At 70.6% G+C, this 17,674-nt stretch carries 13 protein-coding genes and 1 other RNA gene; 10 read left to right on the forward strand and 4 right to left on the reverse strand.

The window, feature by feature from the left end:
• Window positions 1-91: 91 nt before the first annotated feature.
• Window positions 92-424, reverse strand: a complete 333-nt coding sequence (gene trxA / locus ASF94_RS06690) for a thioredoxin TrxA (protein ID WP_056663437.1) — start codon at window positions 422-424, stop codon at window positions 92-94.
• Window positions 425-533: 109 nt separating this feature from the next.
• Between trxA and ASF94_RS06695 the strand changes: the two genes are divergently transcribed.
• From ASF94_RS06695 to ASF94_RS06705, 3 genes are all read left to right on the forward strand, one after another.
• Entirely contained in the window at window positions 534-3,113 is a 2,580-nt protein-coding gene (locus ASF94_RS06695) for a PD-(D/E)XK nuclease family protein (protein ID WP_056663440.1), read from the forward strand.
• 168 nt (window positions 3,114-3,281) lie between these two features.
• The gene (locus ASF94_RS06700) at window positions 3,282-6,812 is read left to right on the forward strand and encodes an exodeoxyribonuclease V subunit beta (protein ID WP_056663443.1); all 3,531 of its coding nucleotides are present in this window, start codon (window positions 3,282-3,284) and stop codon (window positions 6,810-6,812) included.
• Between the two features lie 112 nt (window positions 6,813-6,924).
• Window positions 6,925-8,322: a TIGR03862 family flavoprotein gene (locus ASF94_RS06705; RefSeq protein ID WP_056663446.1), complete on the forward strand. Its 1,398-nt coding sequence runs from the start codon at window positions 6,925-6,927 to the stop codon at window positions 8,320-8,322.
• A 155-nt stretch (window positions 8,323-8,477) separates the two neighbouring features.
• Here ASF94_RS06705 and ffs read toward each other — a convergent pair.
• Window positions 8,478-8,574, reverse strand: an RNA gene (ffs, locus tag ASF94_RS20725) — signal recognition particle sRNA small type.
• Window positions 8,575-8,826: 252 nt separating this feature from the next.
• Between ffs and dnaX the strand changes: the two genes are divergently transcribed.
• The 6 genes from dnaX to ASF94_RS20730 all read left to right on the forward strand — a co-directional run bounded on the left by dnaX (window position 8,827) and on the right by ASF94_RS20730 (window position 14,389).
• On the forward strand, window positions 8,827-10,914 hold the full coding sequence (gene dnaX / locus ASF94_RS06710; protein ID WP_056663450.1) for a DNA polymerase III subunit gamma/tau: 2,088 nt from the start codon (window positions 8,827-8,829) through the stop codon (window positions 10,912-10,914).
• Between the two features lie 149 nt (window positions 10,915-11,063).
• Window positions 11,064-11,396 (forward strand): YbaB/EbfC family nucleoid-associated protein, encoded by a 333-nt coding sequence (locus ASF94_RS06715; RefSeq protein WP_056663457.1) that lies wholly within the window; start codon window positions 11,064-11,066, stop codon window positions 11,394-11,396.
• Between the two features lie 186 nt (window positions 11,397-11,582).
• Complete coding sequence (gene recR / locus ASF94_RS06720) at window positions 11,583-12,173, forward strand: recombination mediator RecR (RefSeq protein ID WP_056663460.1); 591 nt, start codon at window positions 11,583-11,585, stop codon at window positions 12,171-12,173.
• 149 nt (window positions 12,174-12,322) lie between these two features.
• Window positions 12,323-12,730 carry an MAPEG family protein gene (locus ASF94_RS06725; protein ID WP_056663462.1) on the forward strand — a complete coding sequence of 136 codons (408 nt, stop codon included), beginning with the start codon at window positions 12,323-12,325 and terminating at the stop codon, window positions 12,728-12,730.
• Window positions 12,731-12,882: 152 nt separating this feature from the next.
• Window positions 12,883-13,953: an ABC transporter substrate-binding protein gene (locus ASF94_RS06730; protein ID WP_056664780.1), complete on the forward strand. Its 1,071-nt coding sequence runs from the start codon at window positions 12,883-12,885 to the stop codon at window positions 13,951-13,953.
• Between the two features lie 283 nt (window positions 13,954-14,236).
• On the forward strand, window positions 14,237-14,389 hold the full coding sequence (locus ASF94_RS20730; RefSeq protein ID WP_082493032.1) for a DUF3096 domain-containing protein: 153 nt from the start codon (window positions 14,237-14,239) through the stop codon (window positions 14,387-14,389).
• Window positions 14,390-14,497: 108 nt separating this feature from the next.
• Here ASF94_RS20730 and ASF94_RS06735 read toward each other — a convergent pair whose 3' ends face one another.
• Window positions 14,498-16,042, reverse strand: coding sequence for a transglycosylase SLT domain-containing protein (locus tag ASF94_RS06735; RefSeq protein ID WP_056663465.1), 1,545 nt, complete (start codon window positions 16,040-16,042; stop codon window positions 14,498-14,500).
• A complete protein-coding gene (gene gloB, locus ASF94_RS06740; protein WP_056663469.1) occupies window positions 16,039-16,881 on the reverse strand; it encodes a hydroxyacylglutathione hydrolase in 843 nt (280 codons plus the stop codon). The genes ASF94_RS06735 and gloB overlap by 4 nt, the downstream gene beginning before the upstream one ends.
• On the opposite strand from gloB, the gene ASF94_RS06745 reads away from it, so the two are divergent.
• Window positions 16,880-17,662 (forward strand): class I SAM-dependent methyltransferase, encoded by a 783-nt coding sequence (locus ASF94_RS06745; RefSeq protein WP_056663471.1) that lies wholly within the window; start codon window positions 16,880-16,882, stop codon window positions 17,660-17,662. The genes gloB and ASF94_RS06745 overlap by 2 nt on opposite strands.
• The last annotated feature ends 12 nt before the right edge of the window (window positions 17,663-17,674 follow it).

Raw genomic sequence — 17,674 nt, forward strand, 5'->3', positions numbered from 1 at the left:
CCGGCTGGCGGATGGGACGGAGGCTGGAGGGTGAGGTGATCTGGCAGGCCGGCCGCGCGGATCGCGGGTCGGCCCCCTGCCAGCGGGCCGATCAGCCCAGGTTCTGGTCGATGAAGGCGGCCAGCTGGGCCTTGCTCAGCGCGCCGACCTTCTGGGCGGCCAGCTCGCCGTTCTTGAACAGCATGAGCGTGGGGATGCCGCGGATGCCGAACTTGGCGGGGATCTCGCGGTTCTCGTCCACGTTCATCTTGGCGATGGTCAGCTTGCCCTGGTAGGTGCCGGCCAGCTCGTCCAGGATGGGAGCGATCATCTTGCAGGGGCCGCACCACTCGGCCCAGTAGTCCACCAGCACCGCGTTGCCCGACTTGAGCACGTCGGCTTCAAAACTGGCGTCGGAGATGTGTTTGATGAGTTCGCTTGCCATGGCGGATTTCCTTGATTTGTGCAGGTGGGTGGGCAGGGACGTATAAAGTCTGGTCATTGTGACAGAAACCGATTCCCTGCATCGCGTGACGGCAAGCGGCTCCCCCGCTATGACTGTCATAGCGAAAAACCATGCGTCGGACCGCGCCTGGCGGGCCGTGCTGGAGCGTGTGCATGCGCATGCGGCAGACCGCGGCGCGCACTTGGCGGCCTGCGTGGTGCTGGTGCCCTATGCCCAGCTGATGGCCGAAGGCCGCCGCCAATGGGCGAGCCACTTTCCCGACGGTTTTGCGCCCCGCTTCGAAACCACCCGCAACTGGTCGCGCCAGCTGGGCGCGCCCCAGCCGCAGGGCGCCGACTTCACGGGCGAGGTGGCCCGGGATTCGGTGAACGCGCGTGACCTGCTGGAGCGCGCCGGCCTGGCCGACTACCGCGACGTGCTGGCCGGCCCGCTGCTGGAGATGGCCGCGCAGCTGTGCGGCGTGGTGGCCGCCGTGCCGCCCACCGCGCGGGAAGACTGGGCAACGGCCGCCCGGGCCTTGCTGCCGGCCGGCGGCGACGGCAGTGCGGCGCTGCGGCTGGAGTCCGCTGCCGCCCGGGTCGCGCTGGAATGGGTGCTGGCCTCGCCGCATTCCGGCGACGTGCTGTTCGAGCCGGCCGTGCGCGAAAGCACCGAAGCGCTGGTGGTGCTGGAGGGCTACCAGCCCGACGCGCTGGCGCAGTCGCTGCTGACGCATTGGAGCGATCGGGCGCTGTGCATCAGCCTGCCTGCCGCGCTGCAGGCCGGTGCCCCGTCCCGTGAGGACGCCCGGCCCGCCATGCTGCACCCGGCCCTCGACGCGGAAGACGAAGCGCAGCGCGCCGCCGCCTGCGTGCTGCGCCACCTGGACAGCGGACGCGTGCCCGTCGCGCTGGCGCCGACCGACCGCGCGCTCACCCGCCGCATCAGCGCGCTGCTGGATGGTGCGGGTGTCGCCGTGCATGACGAGAACGGCTGGACGCTGTCCACCACGCGGTCGGCCGCGCACGTGATGTCGGCGTTGCGCGCTTGCGCCTGGGATGCCGGCGCCGACCAGGTGCTGGACTGGCTCAAGCAGCTGCCCGCCGTGTCCCCCGCTGCGCTGCGCACGCTGGAGAAATGGTTGCGCCGTGCCGGCCCGCGCCGCTGGAGTGCTGCCCGCGCCATCGAATCCGCACGCGATCCGGCCCTGGAGGGCGCCGCCGCGCTGGTGGGCCAGGCCCAGTCCTGGCGCGAACCCATGCAGGCGGCGCGCCCGCTCCCCGCCTGGCTGGCAGCCCTGCGCGGACTGCTGCAGGACTGCGGCCTGTGGGCGGGCCTGCAGGCGGATGCCGCGGGCAGCCGCGTGATCGCGGAACTGCGGCTGGACGAGGGGCTGGACGCCGACCTGCAGGCGCTTTCGGGCGCAGGCCGCCGCATGGGCCTCGTCGATTTCACCCGCTGGGTCAACGAGGTGCTGGAAGCGGGCCGCTATCGGCCCGACTACCTGGCACAGGCGCCGGTGGTCGTGATGCCCTTGCCGCAACTGCTGGCGCGCCCCTTCTGCGCGTTGGTACTGCCCGGCTGCGACGAAAAACGCCTGCAGGCCGCGCCGGAGCCGCCCGGCGAGTGGACGCAGGCGCAGCGCGAGGGCCTGGGGCTGCCACTGCGTTCCGCGCTCGAAGCCGCGCAGCGCGCCGCATGGCAGGGCGCGCTGCGTACACCCTTCGTCGACATCCTCTGGCGCACCGGCGACGAAGGCGGCGAGCCGCTGCTGGCCAGCCCGCTGGTGCTGGCGCTGCAACTCGATGGCCTTGCGGCCGACGGCAGCGACTGCCGCCAGAGCCGCTCCGTGCCCGTGGCGCCGGTGCCCCGCCCGCTGCCGACGGGTGAACGCCTGCCGGTGTCTCAGCTGTCTTCCACCGCCTATTCCGACCTGCGGCACTGCCCCTATCGCTTCTTCGCGCTTCGCCAATTGCAGCTGCAGGAGTCGGACGAGCTGGGTGCGGAAGTCGACAAGCGCGACTTCGGCAACTGGCTGCATGCCGTGCTGCAGCACTTCCACGAGGCCCTGCACCAAGACCCGGCTGCCGGCCCGGAGGCGCGCCGCGCGCTGATGGACGCGGCGGCCGAGCACACCACCCAGGCCCAGCGGCTGGACGACGCGGGCGACTTCCTGCCGTTCGCGTCCGGCTGGCCGGCGCTGCGCGACGGGTACCTGGAATGGCTTGCCGGCCACGAAGCGCAGGGCGCCAGCTTTCGCCGCGCCGAGGTGGCCGCGTCGCAGCCGCTCGGGCCCCTGCAGCTGGTGGGCAAGCTCGACCGCATCGACGCCGTCCATCCCGCGGGCGGTGGCGAGCCGGCCACGCTGGTGATCGACTACAAGACCGAGAACGACACCGTCACCCGGCGCCGGGTGAACGCGGGTGCCGAAGACACGCAACTGGCCTTCTACGCCGCGCTGCTGGGCGACGACACGCTGCGGGCCGCCTACGTCAACGTAGGCGAGCGGGGCGAAACGCGCACCCACGAACAGGAAGACGTGGTCGCACTGCGCGACCAGCTGGTGGAGGGCATCCTGCACGACTTCTCGCGCATCGCCGCAGGTGCGCCAATGCCGGCGCTGGGCGAGGGAGCCGTGTGCGAGTGGTGCGCGGCGCGGGGCCTTTGCCGCAAGGATTTCTGGGCATGAGAGGACCCCTCCTTGAGGCGCTCCCTGCATGCCCCGGTCCCTTGGTTTGCGCCGGGAAGGGAGGCGACGTCAGCGCGGCGGGCCGGCCCTTGCGCGGCGTCTGCCGGCCTGAGCTGCGCCGGTTTGAGGCATCGCCCGCTTCGGCGATTGGCGCAGTGATGAAGACCCATGAGGGAGGTGCGCGTGCAAGCCGCCTATGAACACAACGGCCGCCCCGTGTCGCGGGAGGCCTTCTACGCCATCGCCTGCGATCCGCAGCGCAGCGTCGCGGTGGAAGCCTGCGCAGGCGCGGGCAAGACCTGGATGCTGGTGTCCCGCATGCTGCGGGCCTTGCTGGACGGCTGCGCGCCGCACGAGATCCTGGCCATCACCTTCACCAAGAAAGCGGCGGGCGAGATGCGCCAGCGGCTGCAGGAATGGCTGGAGGAATTCGCCGACGCGCCGCTGGAGCGCCTGCAAGGCGAGCTGATCGCCCGCGGAATCAGTCCGCAGCGCGCACGGGAGCAGCGCGAGCCGCTCCAGAAGCTCTACCGGCAGATGCTGGACGCCGGCCGGCCGGTGCAGATCCGCACCTTCCACAGCTGGTTCGCCGCGCTGCTGGGCACGGCGCCGCTGGCGGTGCTGCAGGCGCGGGGGCTGCCGGCGCATTTCGAGCTGCTGGAAGACGACGCGCAAGCCGTGGGCGAGGTGTGGCGTCCGTTCCTGCAGGCCGTGGCCAAAGACCCGGGCCTGCGCGCCGACTACGCGACCGCCGTCGCCTGCCATGGCCGGTCGCAGACGCACAAGGCGCTGGTGAGCGCCTTGTCCAAGCGCGTGGAGTTCACCCTGGCGGACGAAGCCGGCGTGGTCGATGCGTCGGTGCCGCCCTTCGGCGCGCTGGACGACGCGCTGGCCGACCTGCCCACCCCCGCGCACGCGCTCGAAGGCGAGGCTGTGCAGGCGCGCTGGCTGGGCTGGGCGCGGGCGCTCGGCGCAGAGGCGAACAAGACGCCGCAGAAGGCGGCCGATGCGGTCATCGATGCCTGGGCCTGTGCCGATCCGGACCAGCGGCTGGACCGCCTGCGGCGCGCCTTCTTCGTTGCCAAGGAAGACCGCCTCAGCAAGAACCTGGAGAAGTTTCCCGCCGCGCAGGAGGCCGAACCCGAACTGCAGCGCCTGCTGCAGGCACGCCGCCAGCACGAAGCCTGGCTGCACCAGCAGCGCATGGCGCGGCTGACACGCAGCCTGATCGACGCCTTCGGCGCGCTCAAGCGCGAGCGCGGCTGGGTAGACATGAACGACGTGGAGCGCACCGCGCTGGTGATGCTGTCCGACGACGTGCTGAGCGGCTGGGTGCAGGAGCGCCTGGACACGCGGGTGCGGCATCTGCTGGTCGACGAGTTCCAGGACACCAATCCGCTGCAGTGGCAATCGCTGCATGCCTGGCTGTCGGGCTATGCCGGCTCCGGCGGCGGCCAGCACGCGCCCAGCGTGTTCATCGTGGGCGATCCCAAGCAGAGCATCTACCGATTCCGCCGGGCGGAGCCGCAGGTGTTCCTGGCCGCCCAAGCCTTCGTGCGCGAAGGGCTGGGCGGCGACCTGCTGAGCTGCGACCACACGCGCCGCAACGCTCAGGGCGTGATCGCGGGGGTCAACACCGCCATGCAGGCCGCGCAGGCAGCGGGCGAGTACGCCAATTTCCGCGACCACACGACCGAATCGCAGGACCCGGGCACGCTGCTGCGCCTGCCGCCGGTCACGTCCGAAGACGGCGCCGGCGATGCGGCAGGCGCAGCGGGCCCTGACCCGCTGGCCTGGCGCGACAGCCTGACCCAGCCCCGCCACGAGCCCGAGGAAACCCTGCGCATGCGCGAATGCGCCCAGGCGGCCCGCTGGGTGGCCGCCCGCATTGCCGCCGGCGTGCCGCCGCGCGAGATCATGGTGCTGGCCCGCAAGCGCGACCGGCTGACCGCGCTGCAGGACGCGCTGCGCGATCTGCATGTGCCCTGCGTGCAGCCCGAGAAGGCCGACCTGGGCGAGGCGCCCGAGGTGCAGGACGTGGTGGCGCTGCTGGATGTGCTGGTGTCGCCCGGGCACGATCTGTCCCTGGCCCGCGCGCTGCGCTCGCCGCTCTTTGGCCTGCCCGACGCGGCGCTGGTGGAACTGGCCGTGCTGCGCCGCCAGCCCGAGCACGCCGCCAGCAGCTGGTTCGATTTGCTACAAAAAACAGAGCTGCTGCCCCTTGATTTGCAAGCGCTCGGGCCTGTTTTGGCCCAATATCGCCGCTGGGTGGACGGCCTGCCGCCGCACGACGCGCTGCATGCCATCTATGCCGCGGGCGACGTGCTGGCGCGCTTTGCCGCCGCCGCGCCGCCCACGCAGCGCGCGGGGGTGCTGGCCAACCTGCGGGCGCTGCAGGCAGCGTCGCTGCAGCTGGAAGGCGGCCGCTATCTGACGCCCTATGCCTTCGTGCGTGCCATGAAGCGCCCGGGGATGCGGGCACCCGGCCGGGCCGACCCGCAGGCCGTGCGGCTGCTGACCATCCACGGCGCCAAGGGGCTGGAAGCGCACACCGTGCTGCTGCTCGACACCGACGCCCGCCCCCAGAAGGCCGAGACCATGGGCGCGCTGGTGGACTGGCCGGGGCAGGACGCCGTGCCGCGTCGCTTCGTCTTCATGGCCAGCGAGTCGAGTCCGCCGCCCAGTGCGCAGGACGTGCTGGCGGCCGAACTGGCCGAGCGCCAGCGCGAGGAGCTCAACACCCTCTACGTGGCCATGACGCGCGCCAAGCACTGCCTGGCGCTCTCATGCGTGCAGTCGTCCACCGCGCTGCCGGGCAGTTGGTGGAACCGGCTTGCGCCACTGCTCACCGACGTGGAGGACTCCGTTGCGCCGTCCGTGGATGCACCGCTGGAGCGTGCAGACGGCGCGCAGGCGGTGGCTGAGAACAAGGCCGGCACAGGCGCGGCGGACTGCGTCACGCTGGCCGAATTGCCGAAGGTCACCCTAGCCGTCTCCGCCCGACCCGAACTGGCGGCGCACCAGCGCGCCCTGGCCGAGGCTTCCACGCTGGTCAGCCGCCAGGGCGAAGCCATGCACCAGCTGCTGGAGCAGGCGGGGGTCGCCGGCCAGCCGCTGGAGGTGCTGCGCGGCACGGGCTGGGGCCCGGCACGCATCGGCCAGCTGACGCGCGACTTCGATCTCACCGCCGAGGCGGCGAGCGCCGCGGCCGCGATGGCGCGGCGGATTCTGGCGGGGGAGGGCGCCTGGGCATGGGACGCTGCGCAGATCGACCGCGCGGTGAACGAAGCCCCGCTGGTGTACCAAGGGCAGAGCCTGCGCCTCGATCGGCTGGTGCGGCGCCGCGCCACGGCACAATCGCCAGCCCGCTGGTGGGTGCTCGACTACAAGAGCGCCGCCCAGCCAGAACATCGACCGCAGCTGATGGCGCAGTTGCGCCTCTACCGCACAGCGGTGCAAGCCCAGGTCGGTGACGAGCCCGTGTCCGCCGCCTTCCTGTCCGGCGACGGGCGGCTGGTGGAGGTGGACGGGCCATCGGTCATCGCCGCGCAGGCATCCGCTGGAGGCGCTGTGGCCCCGCAGCCGACACCGCACACCGGAGGGGCGCCGACACGCAGCTCTGCGGCTTTGGACGAGGATGTGCCTCGGCCGCCGCCGCCGCCGCCGCAAGACGCGTCAGGGCAGCAGTCGCTGTTTTGAGCCGGGCCCCTCTCGGGCAATCGCGCCGGCAGGGCGATCCACCTGAGGGCCTGCATTTTTTGTCTGCTGACCGATCCATTTTTTGTCTTTCCCTTTCCAGAAATCCTTGGCCATGAGCGCTTTCGAAACTTCCTCCGCATCCCTGGCGCCTGCTGCCCAGCCCATCGTCTGCGACGTCGCCGTGGTCGGCGGCGGGCCGGCCGGCCTGATGGCGGCAGAGGCCCTGGCCCGCGCGGGCCATGCCGTGCACGTGTTCGACGGCATGCCCTCGGTGGGGCGCAAGTTCCTGCTGGCCGGCAAGGGTGGGCTGAACCTGACCCACTCCGAATCGTTCGAGCCGTTTGTCGGCCGCTACGGCGAGCGGGCGGCCGCGCTGTTGCCGATGCTGCAGCGTTTCGGGCCCCAGCAGGTCTGCGAATGGGCCGCCGGGCTGGGCGTGGAAACTTTCGTCGGCAGCTCGGGGCGGGTCTTCCCGTCCGACATGAAGGCCGCGCCGCTGCTGCGCGCCTGGCTGCAGCGGCTGCGCGGGCAGGGCGTGCAGTTCCACATGCGGCATCGCTGGGTCGGGTGGGCCGAGGCAGAGGCTGAGCCGGCACCCGGGATCGCAGCCCCGGGCCTGCGCTTGGCCACGCCTGCGGGCGAGCTGCGGGTGCAGGCCCGCGCGGTGGTGCTGGCGCTGGGCGGCGCCAGCTGGGCGCGGCTGGGCTCCGACGGCGCCTGGGTGCCGTTGCTGGAACAGCGCGGCGTGGCGGTCGCTCCGCTGCGGCCTGCGAACTGCGGGTTCGAAGTTCCGCGCCTGGCCGAGCCCGGCGGCGGCCCGGTCGGCGAAACCCGCCGCGACTTCTTCCGCGAACTGCTGGGCCGCCAGCCGCAGCCCGCCACGGGATGGACTCCGTTCTTTACGGAGCGCTTCGCGGGCCAGCCCTTCAAGTCCGTCGCCATCGCCTTCACCGACAGCCAGGGCCGGCACTTCGAGCGGCGCGGGGAGTTCGTGGCCACCGCCACCGGCGTGGAAGGCAGCCTGATCTACGCCGCGTCGCACCTGCTGCGCGACGAGATCGAAGCACACGGGCACGCCACCTTCACGCTCGACCTGCTGCCGGACCACGCGCCCGAGCGGGTGCTGGTCGAGGTGCGCCACCCGCGCGGCTCGCGCAGCCTGGGCAGCCACCTGAAGAGCCGGCTGGGCCTGGACGGCATCAAGAGCGCCATCCTGTACGAGCAGCTGGGCAAGGAGGGCGTGAACGACCCGGTGGCGCTGGCCCGCGCCATCAAGGCCCTGCCCATCACCGTGGTGGCGACCCGCCCGCTGGACGAGGCCATCAGCACGGCGGGTGGGGTGCCGTTCGAGGCGCTGGATGGCGGGCTGATGCTGACTTCCCTGCCCGGCGTGTTCTGCGCCGGCGAAATGCTGGATTGGGAAGCGCCCACCGGGGGCTATCTGCTCACCGCCTGCTGGGCGAGCGGACAGGCGGCGGGCGAAGGCGCGGCGCAGTGGCTGGGACGATGAACCCTCCCGGCCGCTGAGGCCGGGTCGTCCGTCAGCCGGTGCCGGGCAGCCCGGCTGGGCTGGCGCGGCTGACTGAGGAGCGGGGTGTGTCAGGTTTCGCCGGTTGAACCGGGCCGCGTTGCGCAAACCCGCTGGCAGAAACCTGAAAAGAAGAAGTTGACGAGCCTTACCCCCGGCACTGACTCTGCAGTTAGGGCTGCTTGGTTCCCCACCTGACCCGTTTGGCTGCTTCACCATGCGGGGAGGCCCGTCAACGCCGATTGTAGCGACTGTGAGGCCGCCCCGCCGCAAAGGCCACACGAAACGCAGTGAACCGTGGACGGAGGCCGGCAGCCCCGGTGATTCCGGTCGGGGCGTCAGGCGCGACACCCCGCGGTGGCCACCGCTGCGATCCGGGCACGTCGGGCGGTCTCTGGTCCGTGAAGCACGCTCGCCCAGCCTGCAAGCAAGGGTTGGCGCCGGGAGGCCGCCGGGGGTGCTCCCGACCCCCGTAGAATCCCATGGATGTCTTACCTCGTGCTCGCCCGCAAATACCGCCCCAGGAACTTTTCCGAAATGGTGGGGCAGGAGCACGTGGTGCAGGCGTTGACCAATGCGCTGACCCAGCAGCGGCTGCACCACGCCTACCTGTTCACCGGCACGCGGGGCGTGGGCAAGACCACCGTGTCGCGCATCCTGGCCAAGTCGCTCAACTGCCAGGGCCCGGATGGCCAGGGCGGCATCACCGCCACCCCCTGTGGCGTGTGCCAGGCGTGCCGCGACATCGACAGCGGCCGCTTCGTCGATTACACCGAGCTGGACGCCGCCTCCAACCGGGGCGTGGACGAGGTGCAGGGCCTGCTGGAGCAAGCCGTCTACAAGCCGGTGCAGGGCCGCTTCAAGGTCTTCATGATCGACGAAGTGCACATGCTCACCAACACCGCCTTCAACGCCATGCTGAAGACGCTGGAGGAGCCGCCCGAATACCTCAAGTTCGTGCTCGCCACGACCGACCCGCAGAAAGTGCCGGTGACGGTGCTGAGCCGCTGCCTGCAGTTCAACCTGCGGCCCATGGCGCCGGAGACGGTGCTCGATCACCTGACCCGCGTGCTGGGCCAGGAAAACGTGCCCGCCGAGCCTTCCGCGCTGCGGCTGCTGGCGCGCGCGGCGCGCGGCTCCATGCGCGACGCCCTCAGCCTGACCGACCAGGCCATCGCCTTCGGCAGTGGCCAGCTGCAGGAAGCCGGCGTGCGCCAGATGCTGGGCAGCGTGGACCGCAGCTACGTCTTCCGGCTGATCGGTGCGCTGGCCCAGGGCGATGGGCGGACGGTGGTGGAAACCTCCGATGCCCTTCGGCTCAACGGCCTTTCGGCCGCCTCCACCCTGGAGGAGATGAGCGCCGTGCTGCAGCGCATGGCGGTGCTGCAGGCGGTGCCGCAGCGCGCGGGCGACGCTGACGAAAGCGACCCCGAGGCGGCGGAGATCGCGCGGCTGGCGGCCAGCATGCCGGCAGACGAAACCCAGTTGCTCTACAGCATCTGCCTGCACGGCCGCGCCGAGCTGGGCCTGGCCCCGGACGAGTACGCCGCGCTGACCATGGCCTTGCTGCGGTTGCTGGCCTTCAAGCCCGCCGCAGGCGACCTCGCCACCGCAGCCTCCGCAGGCACCGCGGAAAAAAAAACTCTGACGCCGGCTGAAACGGCCCCGCCGGCGTCGACTGGCGGGCCGCAAGCAGCCCCGGAGCGGCCTTCGACCGCTGCGGCGCCTGGGGGCTGGACCGCGGAAGACGGCCCCCGGGCCGCCACGGGCGCGACCGCTTCCCCCGAGCCGCAGCCCGGGTCGTCCCACGCCGAGGGTCTTGCCGCAGACGCGGATGTCGCCGTGCTCCCGGATCGGGATGTGCCATCTACGGTCGCGCCGACGCCTGCGCACCACGTTGCAGAAACGGTAGCCGAACCTCTGGCCCAGCCTGCCCCGGCGGCCGCCACGGCGCCGCCACACAGTGCCCCGCTGCAGCAATCGGTGCATTCATCGGTACAGCAATCGGTGCAGTTGCCGGTGCGGTCGCCGGAAGACTTCCGCCAACCTCGCGCGCCGGCCCCGGACGAACCAGGGCAGGCCGCGCCTGAATTCGTCGCCATCCCGGTGCGCAACGTGCCCGAGCCCGGCATGCGCCTGCAAGCTTCGGCCGCCGCCACCGGGCGGGCCGCTGCGGCACGCTACACGCGCACGGACGAGGGCGACGTCTGGCATGCGACGGTGCAGCAGCTCTGCGCGGCCGAGGCCATCACCGCGCTGGTGCGCGAGCTGGCGCTGCAGTCGCAATTGGTGGCGCGTGACGCGGGCCATTGGCTTTTGCGGGTGGAGCGGGAGTCGCTGAACCAGCCGACCGCGCGCGAGCGCCTGCGCAGCGCCCTCGAAACCCATGGCCATGCGAGCCAGATCAGCGTGGAGCTGGGTGTGGTGATCGACAGCCCCGCGCGGCGCAACGCCCATGCTGCGGCCGAGCGGCAGCGCGTGGCGCAGGAAATCGTCGAGAACGACCCCTACGTGCAATCATTGATCCGCGACTTCGGCGCGAAAATCGTGCCCGGCAGCGTGAAGCCCGCTTGAGCGGCGGGCGCTGCGCCGCAAGAAGGGTGGCGCGCTGCGTGCCTCGTGCGACGCCGCCGCCTCCAGCCCGCGCCGCGCCGCGCCCCGTTCCTGCTTTCTCTTTCCATCTTTCTCTCTTTCCTCTTCAACACAACGCAAAGGATTCCGCCATGTTCAACAAGGGACAACTCGCCGGCCTCATGAAGCAGGCCCAGGCCATGCAGGACAACCTGAAGAAAGCCCAGGACGAACTCGCCCACATCGAGGTGGAAGGCGAATCGGGTGCCGGCCTCGTGAAGGTCCTGATGACCTGCAAGCACGACGTCAAGCGCGTGACCATCGACCCGAGCCTGCTGGCGGAAGACAAGGACATGCTGGAAGACCTGGTGGCAGCTGCCTTCAACGCGGCCGTGCGCCGCGCGGAAGAGACGTCGCAGGAGAAGATGGGCAAGCTGACGGCGGGGATGCCAGGCCTCCCCGGCGGCATGAAATTCCCTTTTTGAGGGCGTGGGCTACTGCGCGGGCCATCTGCGTCGTTGGGCGGTGCTCGGAATCCTCACGTACTTCCAGTACGTTCCGGTTCCTGTGCTCCGTCCGCCTAGCAGCTGATCCCGCCCGCTACGCCCGATGCGCCGCTGTTCAGTCGGCGGTGCCCGCTGCCGTTTGCTGTCCCTCGCTCCAGGAATCCCATGTCCGATACCAGTTCTCTTGATGCCCTGATCCAGGCGCTGCGGCGGCTGCCGGGGGTCGGCGTGAAGTCCGCGCAGCGCATGGCTTTCCATCTGTTGCAGCATGACCGGTCGGGGGCGGCCGTGCTGTCGCGGGCGCTGCACGAGGCGACGCAGTCGGTGCGGCACTGCGAGCGCTGCCACACCTTCACCGAGGCGGCGATCTGCGAGGTCTGCCAGGACCCGGAGCGCGACGCCACGCGGCTGGCGGTGGTGGAAACGCCGGCCGACCAGGCGGCGCTGGAGCGCACTGGCGCGTTCAAGGGCCTTTACTTCGTGCTGATGGGGCGGCTTTCGCCGCTCGACGGCGTGGGGCCGGGCGACATCGGCTTCAAGCAACTGCTAGAGCGGGCGGCCGATGGGGTGGTGCAGGAGGTCATTCTGGCCACCAGCTTCACGGCCGAGGGCGAGGCCACGGCCCATGCCATCAGCGAGACGCTCAAGAGCCGCGGCGTGCACGTCACCCGGCTGGCGCGCGGGGTGCCCGTGGGCAGCGAGCTGGAATATGTCGATTTGGGCACGATCGCGCATGCGCTGGTCGATCGGCGGTGAACGTTCCGCCTGGAATGTCCGGCCAGCGGGGCGCATGGCCGCCCTCGCAAAGTCACAACGATGGGTGATTTGCTATTAAAATAATAGCATAAGGCCCTGGTATATCAAGCGCTGGCGGCTCAAAACACTCTTGAAAGCTTCCGGACACCATGAACACGACTCTGCATGCAGCCCGCTTCACGGCCGCCTACTGGTGCGTGCTCATCGCCGCGCTGCTGCCGGTGCTGTGCGCGGTGCTGGCCAAGCGCGGCAGTTTCCGCCGCGCCGACAACGGCAATCCGCGGGCCTGGCTGGAGCGGCAGACGGGCTGGCGTGCCCGGGCCAACGCCGCGCAGGCCAACAGCTTCGAGTCGCTGCCCTTCTTCATCGGGGCCGTCGTCATCGCCCACCAGCTGGCGGCGCCGCAGACGGGGCTGGACATGCTGGCCCTCGGCTATGTGCTGCTGCGGGTGGCCTACATCGCGATGTATGTGGGCGACATGGCCACGGCGCGCAGCATCGTCTGGACGGCAGGGCTGTTGGTGAACATCGCCATTCTGTTCGTCGGCTATCGCTGATGGGCGCTCCCGCCGCGCGGCCGGCCGCGCCGCCCTCCGGAAAAACCCCGGTAAGTACTCACCCGGCAAGACGCAACCGGCCGGCTTGATGCACACTGGCGGCCACCATGCTGCAGTGCAGCATCGAACCGTTTTTCTCCTTCGACACGTTCATGTCCACACCGTCCGTCACCCGGCGCCAATGGGGCGCACAAGCCGCGCTGGCTACGGCCGCTGCGTGCTGGGGTGTGCCCGGGGCGCTGCGGGCGCAGCCACTGGCGGGTGATCCGGCGCGGGTGCGCATCGCGGTGGGCGGGTGCCGGACGCTCTACTACCTGCCGCTCGTCATCGCCGACGCGATGGGGTTTTTCAAGAGCGAAGGCCTGGCGGTTTCGCTGGTGGACCAGGCGGGCGGTGCCCTGGCGCTGCAGGCCCTGCGCGCCGGCGACGCCGACGTCTGCTGCGCCGCATACGAACACGGCCTGCGATGGGCTGCGGCTCCCGGCAGCACCGCGCCCCAGGCCTTGCGCAGCCTGGCGGTGCTGGGGCGAGCCCCGCAACTGGCGCTGGGCGCCTCCACGCGGACCTGGCCCGTGCGCAGCGTGGCGCGGTTCAAGGGCATGCGGGTCGGCGTGTCCTCTGCCGGCTCATCGACCGAATTCCTGGCGAGCCTCTGGCTGGCGCAGGCGGGCGCTTCGCTGGACGAGGTGCGCTTCGTCGGCGTGGGCTCGGGGCTGGGCGCGGTGGCGGCGCTGCGCCAGGGCGCAGTCCATGCGCTCTGCCATGCCGACCCATTGATGACCATGCTGGAGCAGCGGGGCGACATCCGCCTGCTGGCCGACACGCGGTCGCTGAAAGGGTCGGCCGAACTTTTCGCGGGCACGATGCCGGCCGCCTGCCTGCTGGTGCCGGCGGCTTTCGCCGAGCAGCGCCCCGCCCAGGCCCAGGCACTGGTCAACGGCCTGGTGCATGCACTGAAGTGGCTGCAGACGGCATCGCCTGCCGACTTGGCGCGTGCCGTGCCGGCCGACCACATGATGGGCGATCGCAGCGCCTATCTGGCCGCTTTCCAGCGCAACCGCGAGACGCTGTCGCCCGATGGCCTCATGCCGGCGGATGGCCCCGCCACCGCGTTGCGCGCGCTGGCGCGCCTCTGGCCCGAACTGGACGCAGGCCGCGTGGGCCTGGCCTCCACCTTCACCGACGCCTACGTGCGCAAGGCGAAGCTCAAGTTCAACCTGTAGTGGGTTTTCATCAGATTGGCCGGGGTCGGGGCCCGGTCGCAACCCGGGGGCAGGAGTTTCCGGTGAGCCCATCTGAGCAGACGGACGGCAAAGCGCTTCCGGCGTGGAACGCCAGGTCGATGGCTCGGTCGCCAGGTCGGTCGGTCACTCGGTCGCTGCGCTCGCTCACTGCGCCACCGTCCGACAGCCACGGCAGGGGCCGGCGCGCTAGAGTCGCCGTGCCGCGGCAGCGGTTCCGCACGCCGCTCCCGTTCCTGTTCCTGTTCCTTGCAAGGAAACCGTCATGTCGCTCAACCTCAGCATCGGCCCGCTCGTCGCACTCATCGCCGGCATCCTGATTCTCGTGATGCCCCGGCTGCTGAACATCATCGTGGCGCTCTACCTGATCGTCATCGGCATCCTGGGCCTGATCGGCATGGGCAACCTGCATTTCTGACCGGCACCTACCACCTTGCCGCCCCATGCGGGCGGGGCGAGGGGTGGGGTGGGTGGGGCGTCTGGCACTCGCTGACCGGCGCGCCGGGAGCGCAGGGCGGCAGGCCGCTCAGCGCTTCTTGACCTTCGAGGGCGTGCCGCCCTTGCGGGCCACTGCGGCCTGCTTGGTCGTGCGCGGCGCGACCTGCTGCTTGGACGCCGTAGAGGTATTGCGCACACTGGCTGCCGGCACCCGCGCAGTGGAGGTGGCTGCGAGGCGCACCGGCAGGTACATCACCACGGCCTGGCCGGCCTTGAACGAGGCGTTCGCCTTCACGTCGTTCCAGTCGGCCACGTTGTCGGCGGTGACCTTGTAGCGGCGGGCGATGCTGGCCACCGTTTCGCGCTTGCCGGCGCGCACGGTGGTGCGGCGGGTGACGATTTCCGGGGTGAAGGCGACCTGGCCGTTGTCGGCCAGCTGGCTCGACACGTCCTGCCGCGTGGTGGTCGCGCGCGGCACCATCAGCGCGGAGCCGGCCTTGATCATCATGCGCGGCGGAATGCCGTTCACGCTGCGCAGGTCGGCCTCGGCCATGCCCACCCGCTGCGCAGCGGCGGCCACCGTCAGGTTGGTGGGGGCGGTCCATACCGTCCAGCTGGCGTACTGGCCTTCGGAATGGGCTTCGAAATTCTTGCGGAAGACCTGGGCGTTGTCCCAGGGCAGCAGGATCTGCGGCATGCCGGCCGCCAGGATCACAGGCTTGTGCAGCGAAGGGTTGAGCGCGCGGAAGTCGGACTCGCGGATGCCGGCGAGGCTTGCCACCAGCGACACGTCCATGTCGCGCGTGATGTCCACCACCTGGAAGAAGGGGTGGTTTTCGATCAGCGGCAATTCGGTGTTGAAGGCCTGCGGCCGGGCGACGATGTTCTTCACCGCCTGCAGCTTGGGCACGTACATGCGCGTCTCGGCCGGCATGGTGAGGTCGGTGTAGCCGGTGGGCAGGCCGAGCTTCTCATTGCGGGCGATGGCACGGCCGACGTTGCCCTGGCCCCAGTTGTAGGCGGCCAGCGCCAGGTGCCAGTCGCCGAACATGCCGTAGAGCTTCTGCAGGTAGTCGAGCGCGGCACGGGTCGAGGCCAGCACGTCGCGCCGGTCGTCGCGGAAGGCGTTCTGCTTCAGGTCGAAGTCGCTGCCGGTCGCGGGCATGAACTGCCACATGCCGACTGCCTTGACGCTGGAAACCGCCTGCGGATTGAAGGCGCTTTCGATGTAGGGCAGCAAGGCCAGCTCGGTCGGCATGCCGCGCCGCTCCAGTTCCTCGACGATGTGAAAGAGGTATTTGCTGGAGCGCTCGGTCATGCGCTGCATGTAGTCGGGCCGGGTGGCATACCACTGCTCGCGGTCGGTCACCAGGTCGCCCTGCAGGTCCGGCATGGCGAAGCCGCGCCGGATGCGGTCCCACAGGTCGGACGGTGCGTAGAGCGACATCACCTCGCCGCTGCCGGCCTGGGCGGCCGTGATGGGGCGCAGCGGGCCGGAGGGGATCTGCGACGACGTCGGCAGTCCGCTTTCCGTGTTGGTGGACGAGGACGACAGTCCGCCGGGCGCGCCCGTGGTGGCGCAGCCGGTCAGCCATACCAGGCTGGCGACGGCCAGAATCTTCAGCATCTTCATCGGAAATCGTTCTTCCATTGACGCAGCGCCGCCAGCACCTGGACGGCATCTGCAGGATTGACGCGAGCGTCGAAGGCCTGGGCGGCCTGGGCCACGGCGGACTCGCGGGTGCGCAGAAAAGGGTTGATGTTGCGTTCCGTCGCCATGCGCGAAGGCAGCGTGGGCAGCCCCCGGGCGCGCAGCGACTCGCATTCGGACAGGTGATGGAGCAGGGCCTGGTTGCCAGGTTCCACCGCATAGGCAAAACGCAGGTTCGAAAGTGTGTACTCGTGCGCGCAGCACACCCGGGTGTCGCCGGGCAGGGCGGCCAGCGTGTCGAGCGATGCCTGCATCTGCGCGGGCGTGCCCTCGAAGAGCCGGCCGCAGCCGCCGGAAAACAGCGTGTCGCCGCAGAAGACGGCAGGTGTGCCGCCCAGGCGCGCGCCGTCCGGCTGGGTGCCGTCCAGGGCCGCGTGCTGCGCTGCGGGCGAGGCCGCATCCAGGTCGGCGCAGTAGTAGGCGATGTGGCCGCTGGTGTGGCCGGGCACGTCGAAGACCTCGAACCGCAGGCCCAGGGCCGTGACCCCGTCGCCCTGGGACAGCCGCGTGACGGGTTCGGGAATGGTTTCATGCGCCGGCCCGTAGACGAGGGCGCCGGTCGCCTCCCGCAAGGCCGCCACTCCGCCGACATGATCGGCATGGTGGTGCGTGACTAGAATCGCGTGCAATCGCAGCCCGGTGCGGCCCAGTGCCTCGAACACCGGGGCGGCATCACCGGGATCCACCACGACGGCGTCCACCGCGTCGTGCAGCATCCAGATGTAGTTGTCGGCAAAGGCGGGCAGCGGCAGCAAGTTCATGAGCGACGAAATTATAGGTTTGCACCGTTGGTTCGACTCACCCCCCGGCCGTTACCTGCTGGCCTGGGAGCAGCAACAGTACGACGAACTGGTGGCTGACATCTTCGGCTATCACGCCGTCCAACTGGGCATGTCGGGCTTGCAGGGCCTGCGCGCCAACCGCATGCCGCACCGCTGGCTGGCCCTGGGGCTGGAGGAATCGCGCCTGCCGCCGGAGCCTGGCGCGCCGGTGCCGGCACCGGACCTGCTGGCCTATCCGGTGGCCCTGCCGTTCGACGCGGCCAGCATCGATCTGGTGCTTTTGCCCCACGCGCTCGAGCTGAGCGTGGACCCCCATGCGGCCCTGCGCGAGGTCGAACGGGTGCTGGTGCCCGAAGGCCGGGTGGTCATCAGTGGCCTGAATCCGTGGAGCCTCTGGGGGCTGCGCCAGCGCCGGGCCCGGCTCTACCAGCGCTTCCACGCGGGCGGCGAACTGTATTTGCCCGATGTGGGCGAATTCATCGCGCCGGGCCGCATGCGCGACTGGCTGCGGCTGCTGAATTTCGAGGTCGACTCCCTGAGCTTCGGCTGCTACCGGCCTGCGGTCGGCCAGACGCGCTGGCTGGACCGTTTCGACTGGATGGACGGTTTGGGTGCGCGCTGGTGGCCGATACTCGGGGCCGCCTACACCGTCGTCGCGGTCAAGCGCGTGCACGGCATGCGGTTGATGGCGCCGCCCTGGCGCGCGTCGCCGCAGCCGGCTGCGGCCACCGTGCCGGTGGCCCAGCGGCGGCGTCGCTGACGGCGTGGGGTG

The organism is Acidovorax sp. Leaf160, assembly GCF_001424265.1.
Classification (GTDB): Bacteria; Pseudomonadota; Gammaproteobacteria; order Burkholderiales; family Burkholderiaceae_C; genus Paracidovorax.

What these genes read in the sequence shown, in the direction of transcription:
- ASF94_RS06725 (WP_056663462.1), top strand. Translation starts at nt 12,323, where the DNA reads ATGAACACGACTCTGCATGCAGCCCGCTTCACGGCCGCCTACTGGTGC.
- ASF94_RS06705 (WP_056663446.1), top strand. Translation starts at nt 6,925, where the DNA reads ATGAGCGCTTTCGAAACTTCCTCCGCATCCCTGGCGCCTGCTGCCCAG.
- ASF94_RS06715 (WP_056663457.1), top strand. Translation starts at nt 11,064, where the DNA reads ATGTTCAACAAGGGACAACTCGCCGGCCTCATGAAGCAGGCCCAGGCC.
- gloB (WP_056663469.1), bottom strand. Translation starts at nt 16,881, where the DNA reads ATGAACTTGCTGCCGCTGCCCGCCTTTGCCGACAACTACATCTGGATG.
- recR (WP_056663460.1), top strand. Translation starts at nt 11,583, where the DNA reads ATGTCCGATACCAGTTCTCTTGATGCCCTGATCCAGGCGCTGCGGCGG.
- ASF94_RS06745 (WP_056663471.1), top strand. Translation starts at nt 16,880, where the DNA reads ATGAGCGACGAAATTATAGGTTTGCACCGTTGGTTCGACTCACCCCCC.
- ASF94_RS06730 (WP_056664780.1), top strand. Translation starts at nt 12,883, where the DNA reads ATGTCCACACCGTCCGTCACCCGGCGCCAATGGGGCGCACAAGCCGCG.
- ASF94_RS06735 (WP_056663465.1), bottom strand. Translation starts at nt 16,042, where the DNA reads ATGAAGATGCTGAAGATTCTGGCCGTCGCCAGCCTGGTATGGCTGACC.
- ASF94_RS06695 (WP_056663440.1), top strand. Translation starts at nt 534, where the DNA reads ATGACTGTCATAGCGAAAAACCATGCGTCGGACCGCGCCTGGCGGGCC.
- ASF94_RS06700 (WP_056663443.1), top strand. Translation starts at nt 3,282, where the DNA reads ATGAGGGAGGTGCGCGTGCAAGCCGCCTATGAACACAACGGCCGCCCC.
- dnaX (WP_056663450.1), top strand. Translation starts at nt 8,827, where the DNA reads ATGTCTTACCTCGTGCTCGCCCGCAAATACCGCCCCAGGAACTTTTCC.
- trxA (WP_056663437.1), bottom strand. Translation starts at nt 424, where the DNA reads ATGGCAAGCGAACTCATCAAACACATCTCCGACGCCAGTTTTGAAGCC.
- ASF94_RS20730 (WP_082493032.1), top strand. Translation starts at nt 14,237, where the DNA reads ATGTCGCTCAACCTCAGCATCGGCCCGCTCGTCGCACTCATCGCCGGC.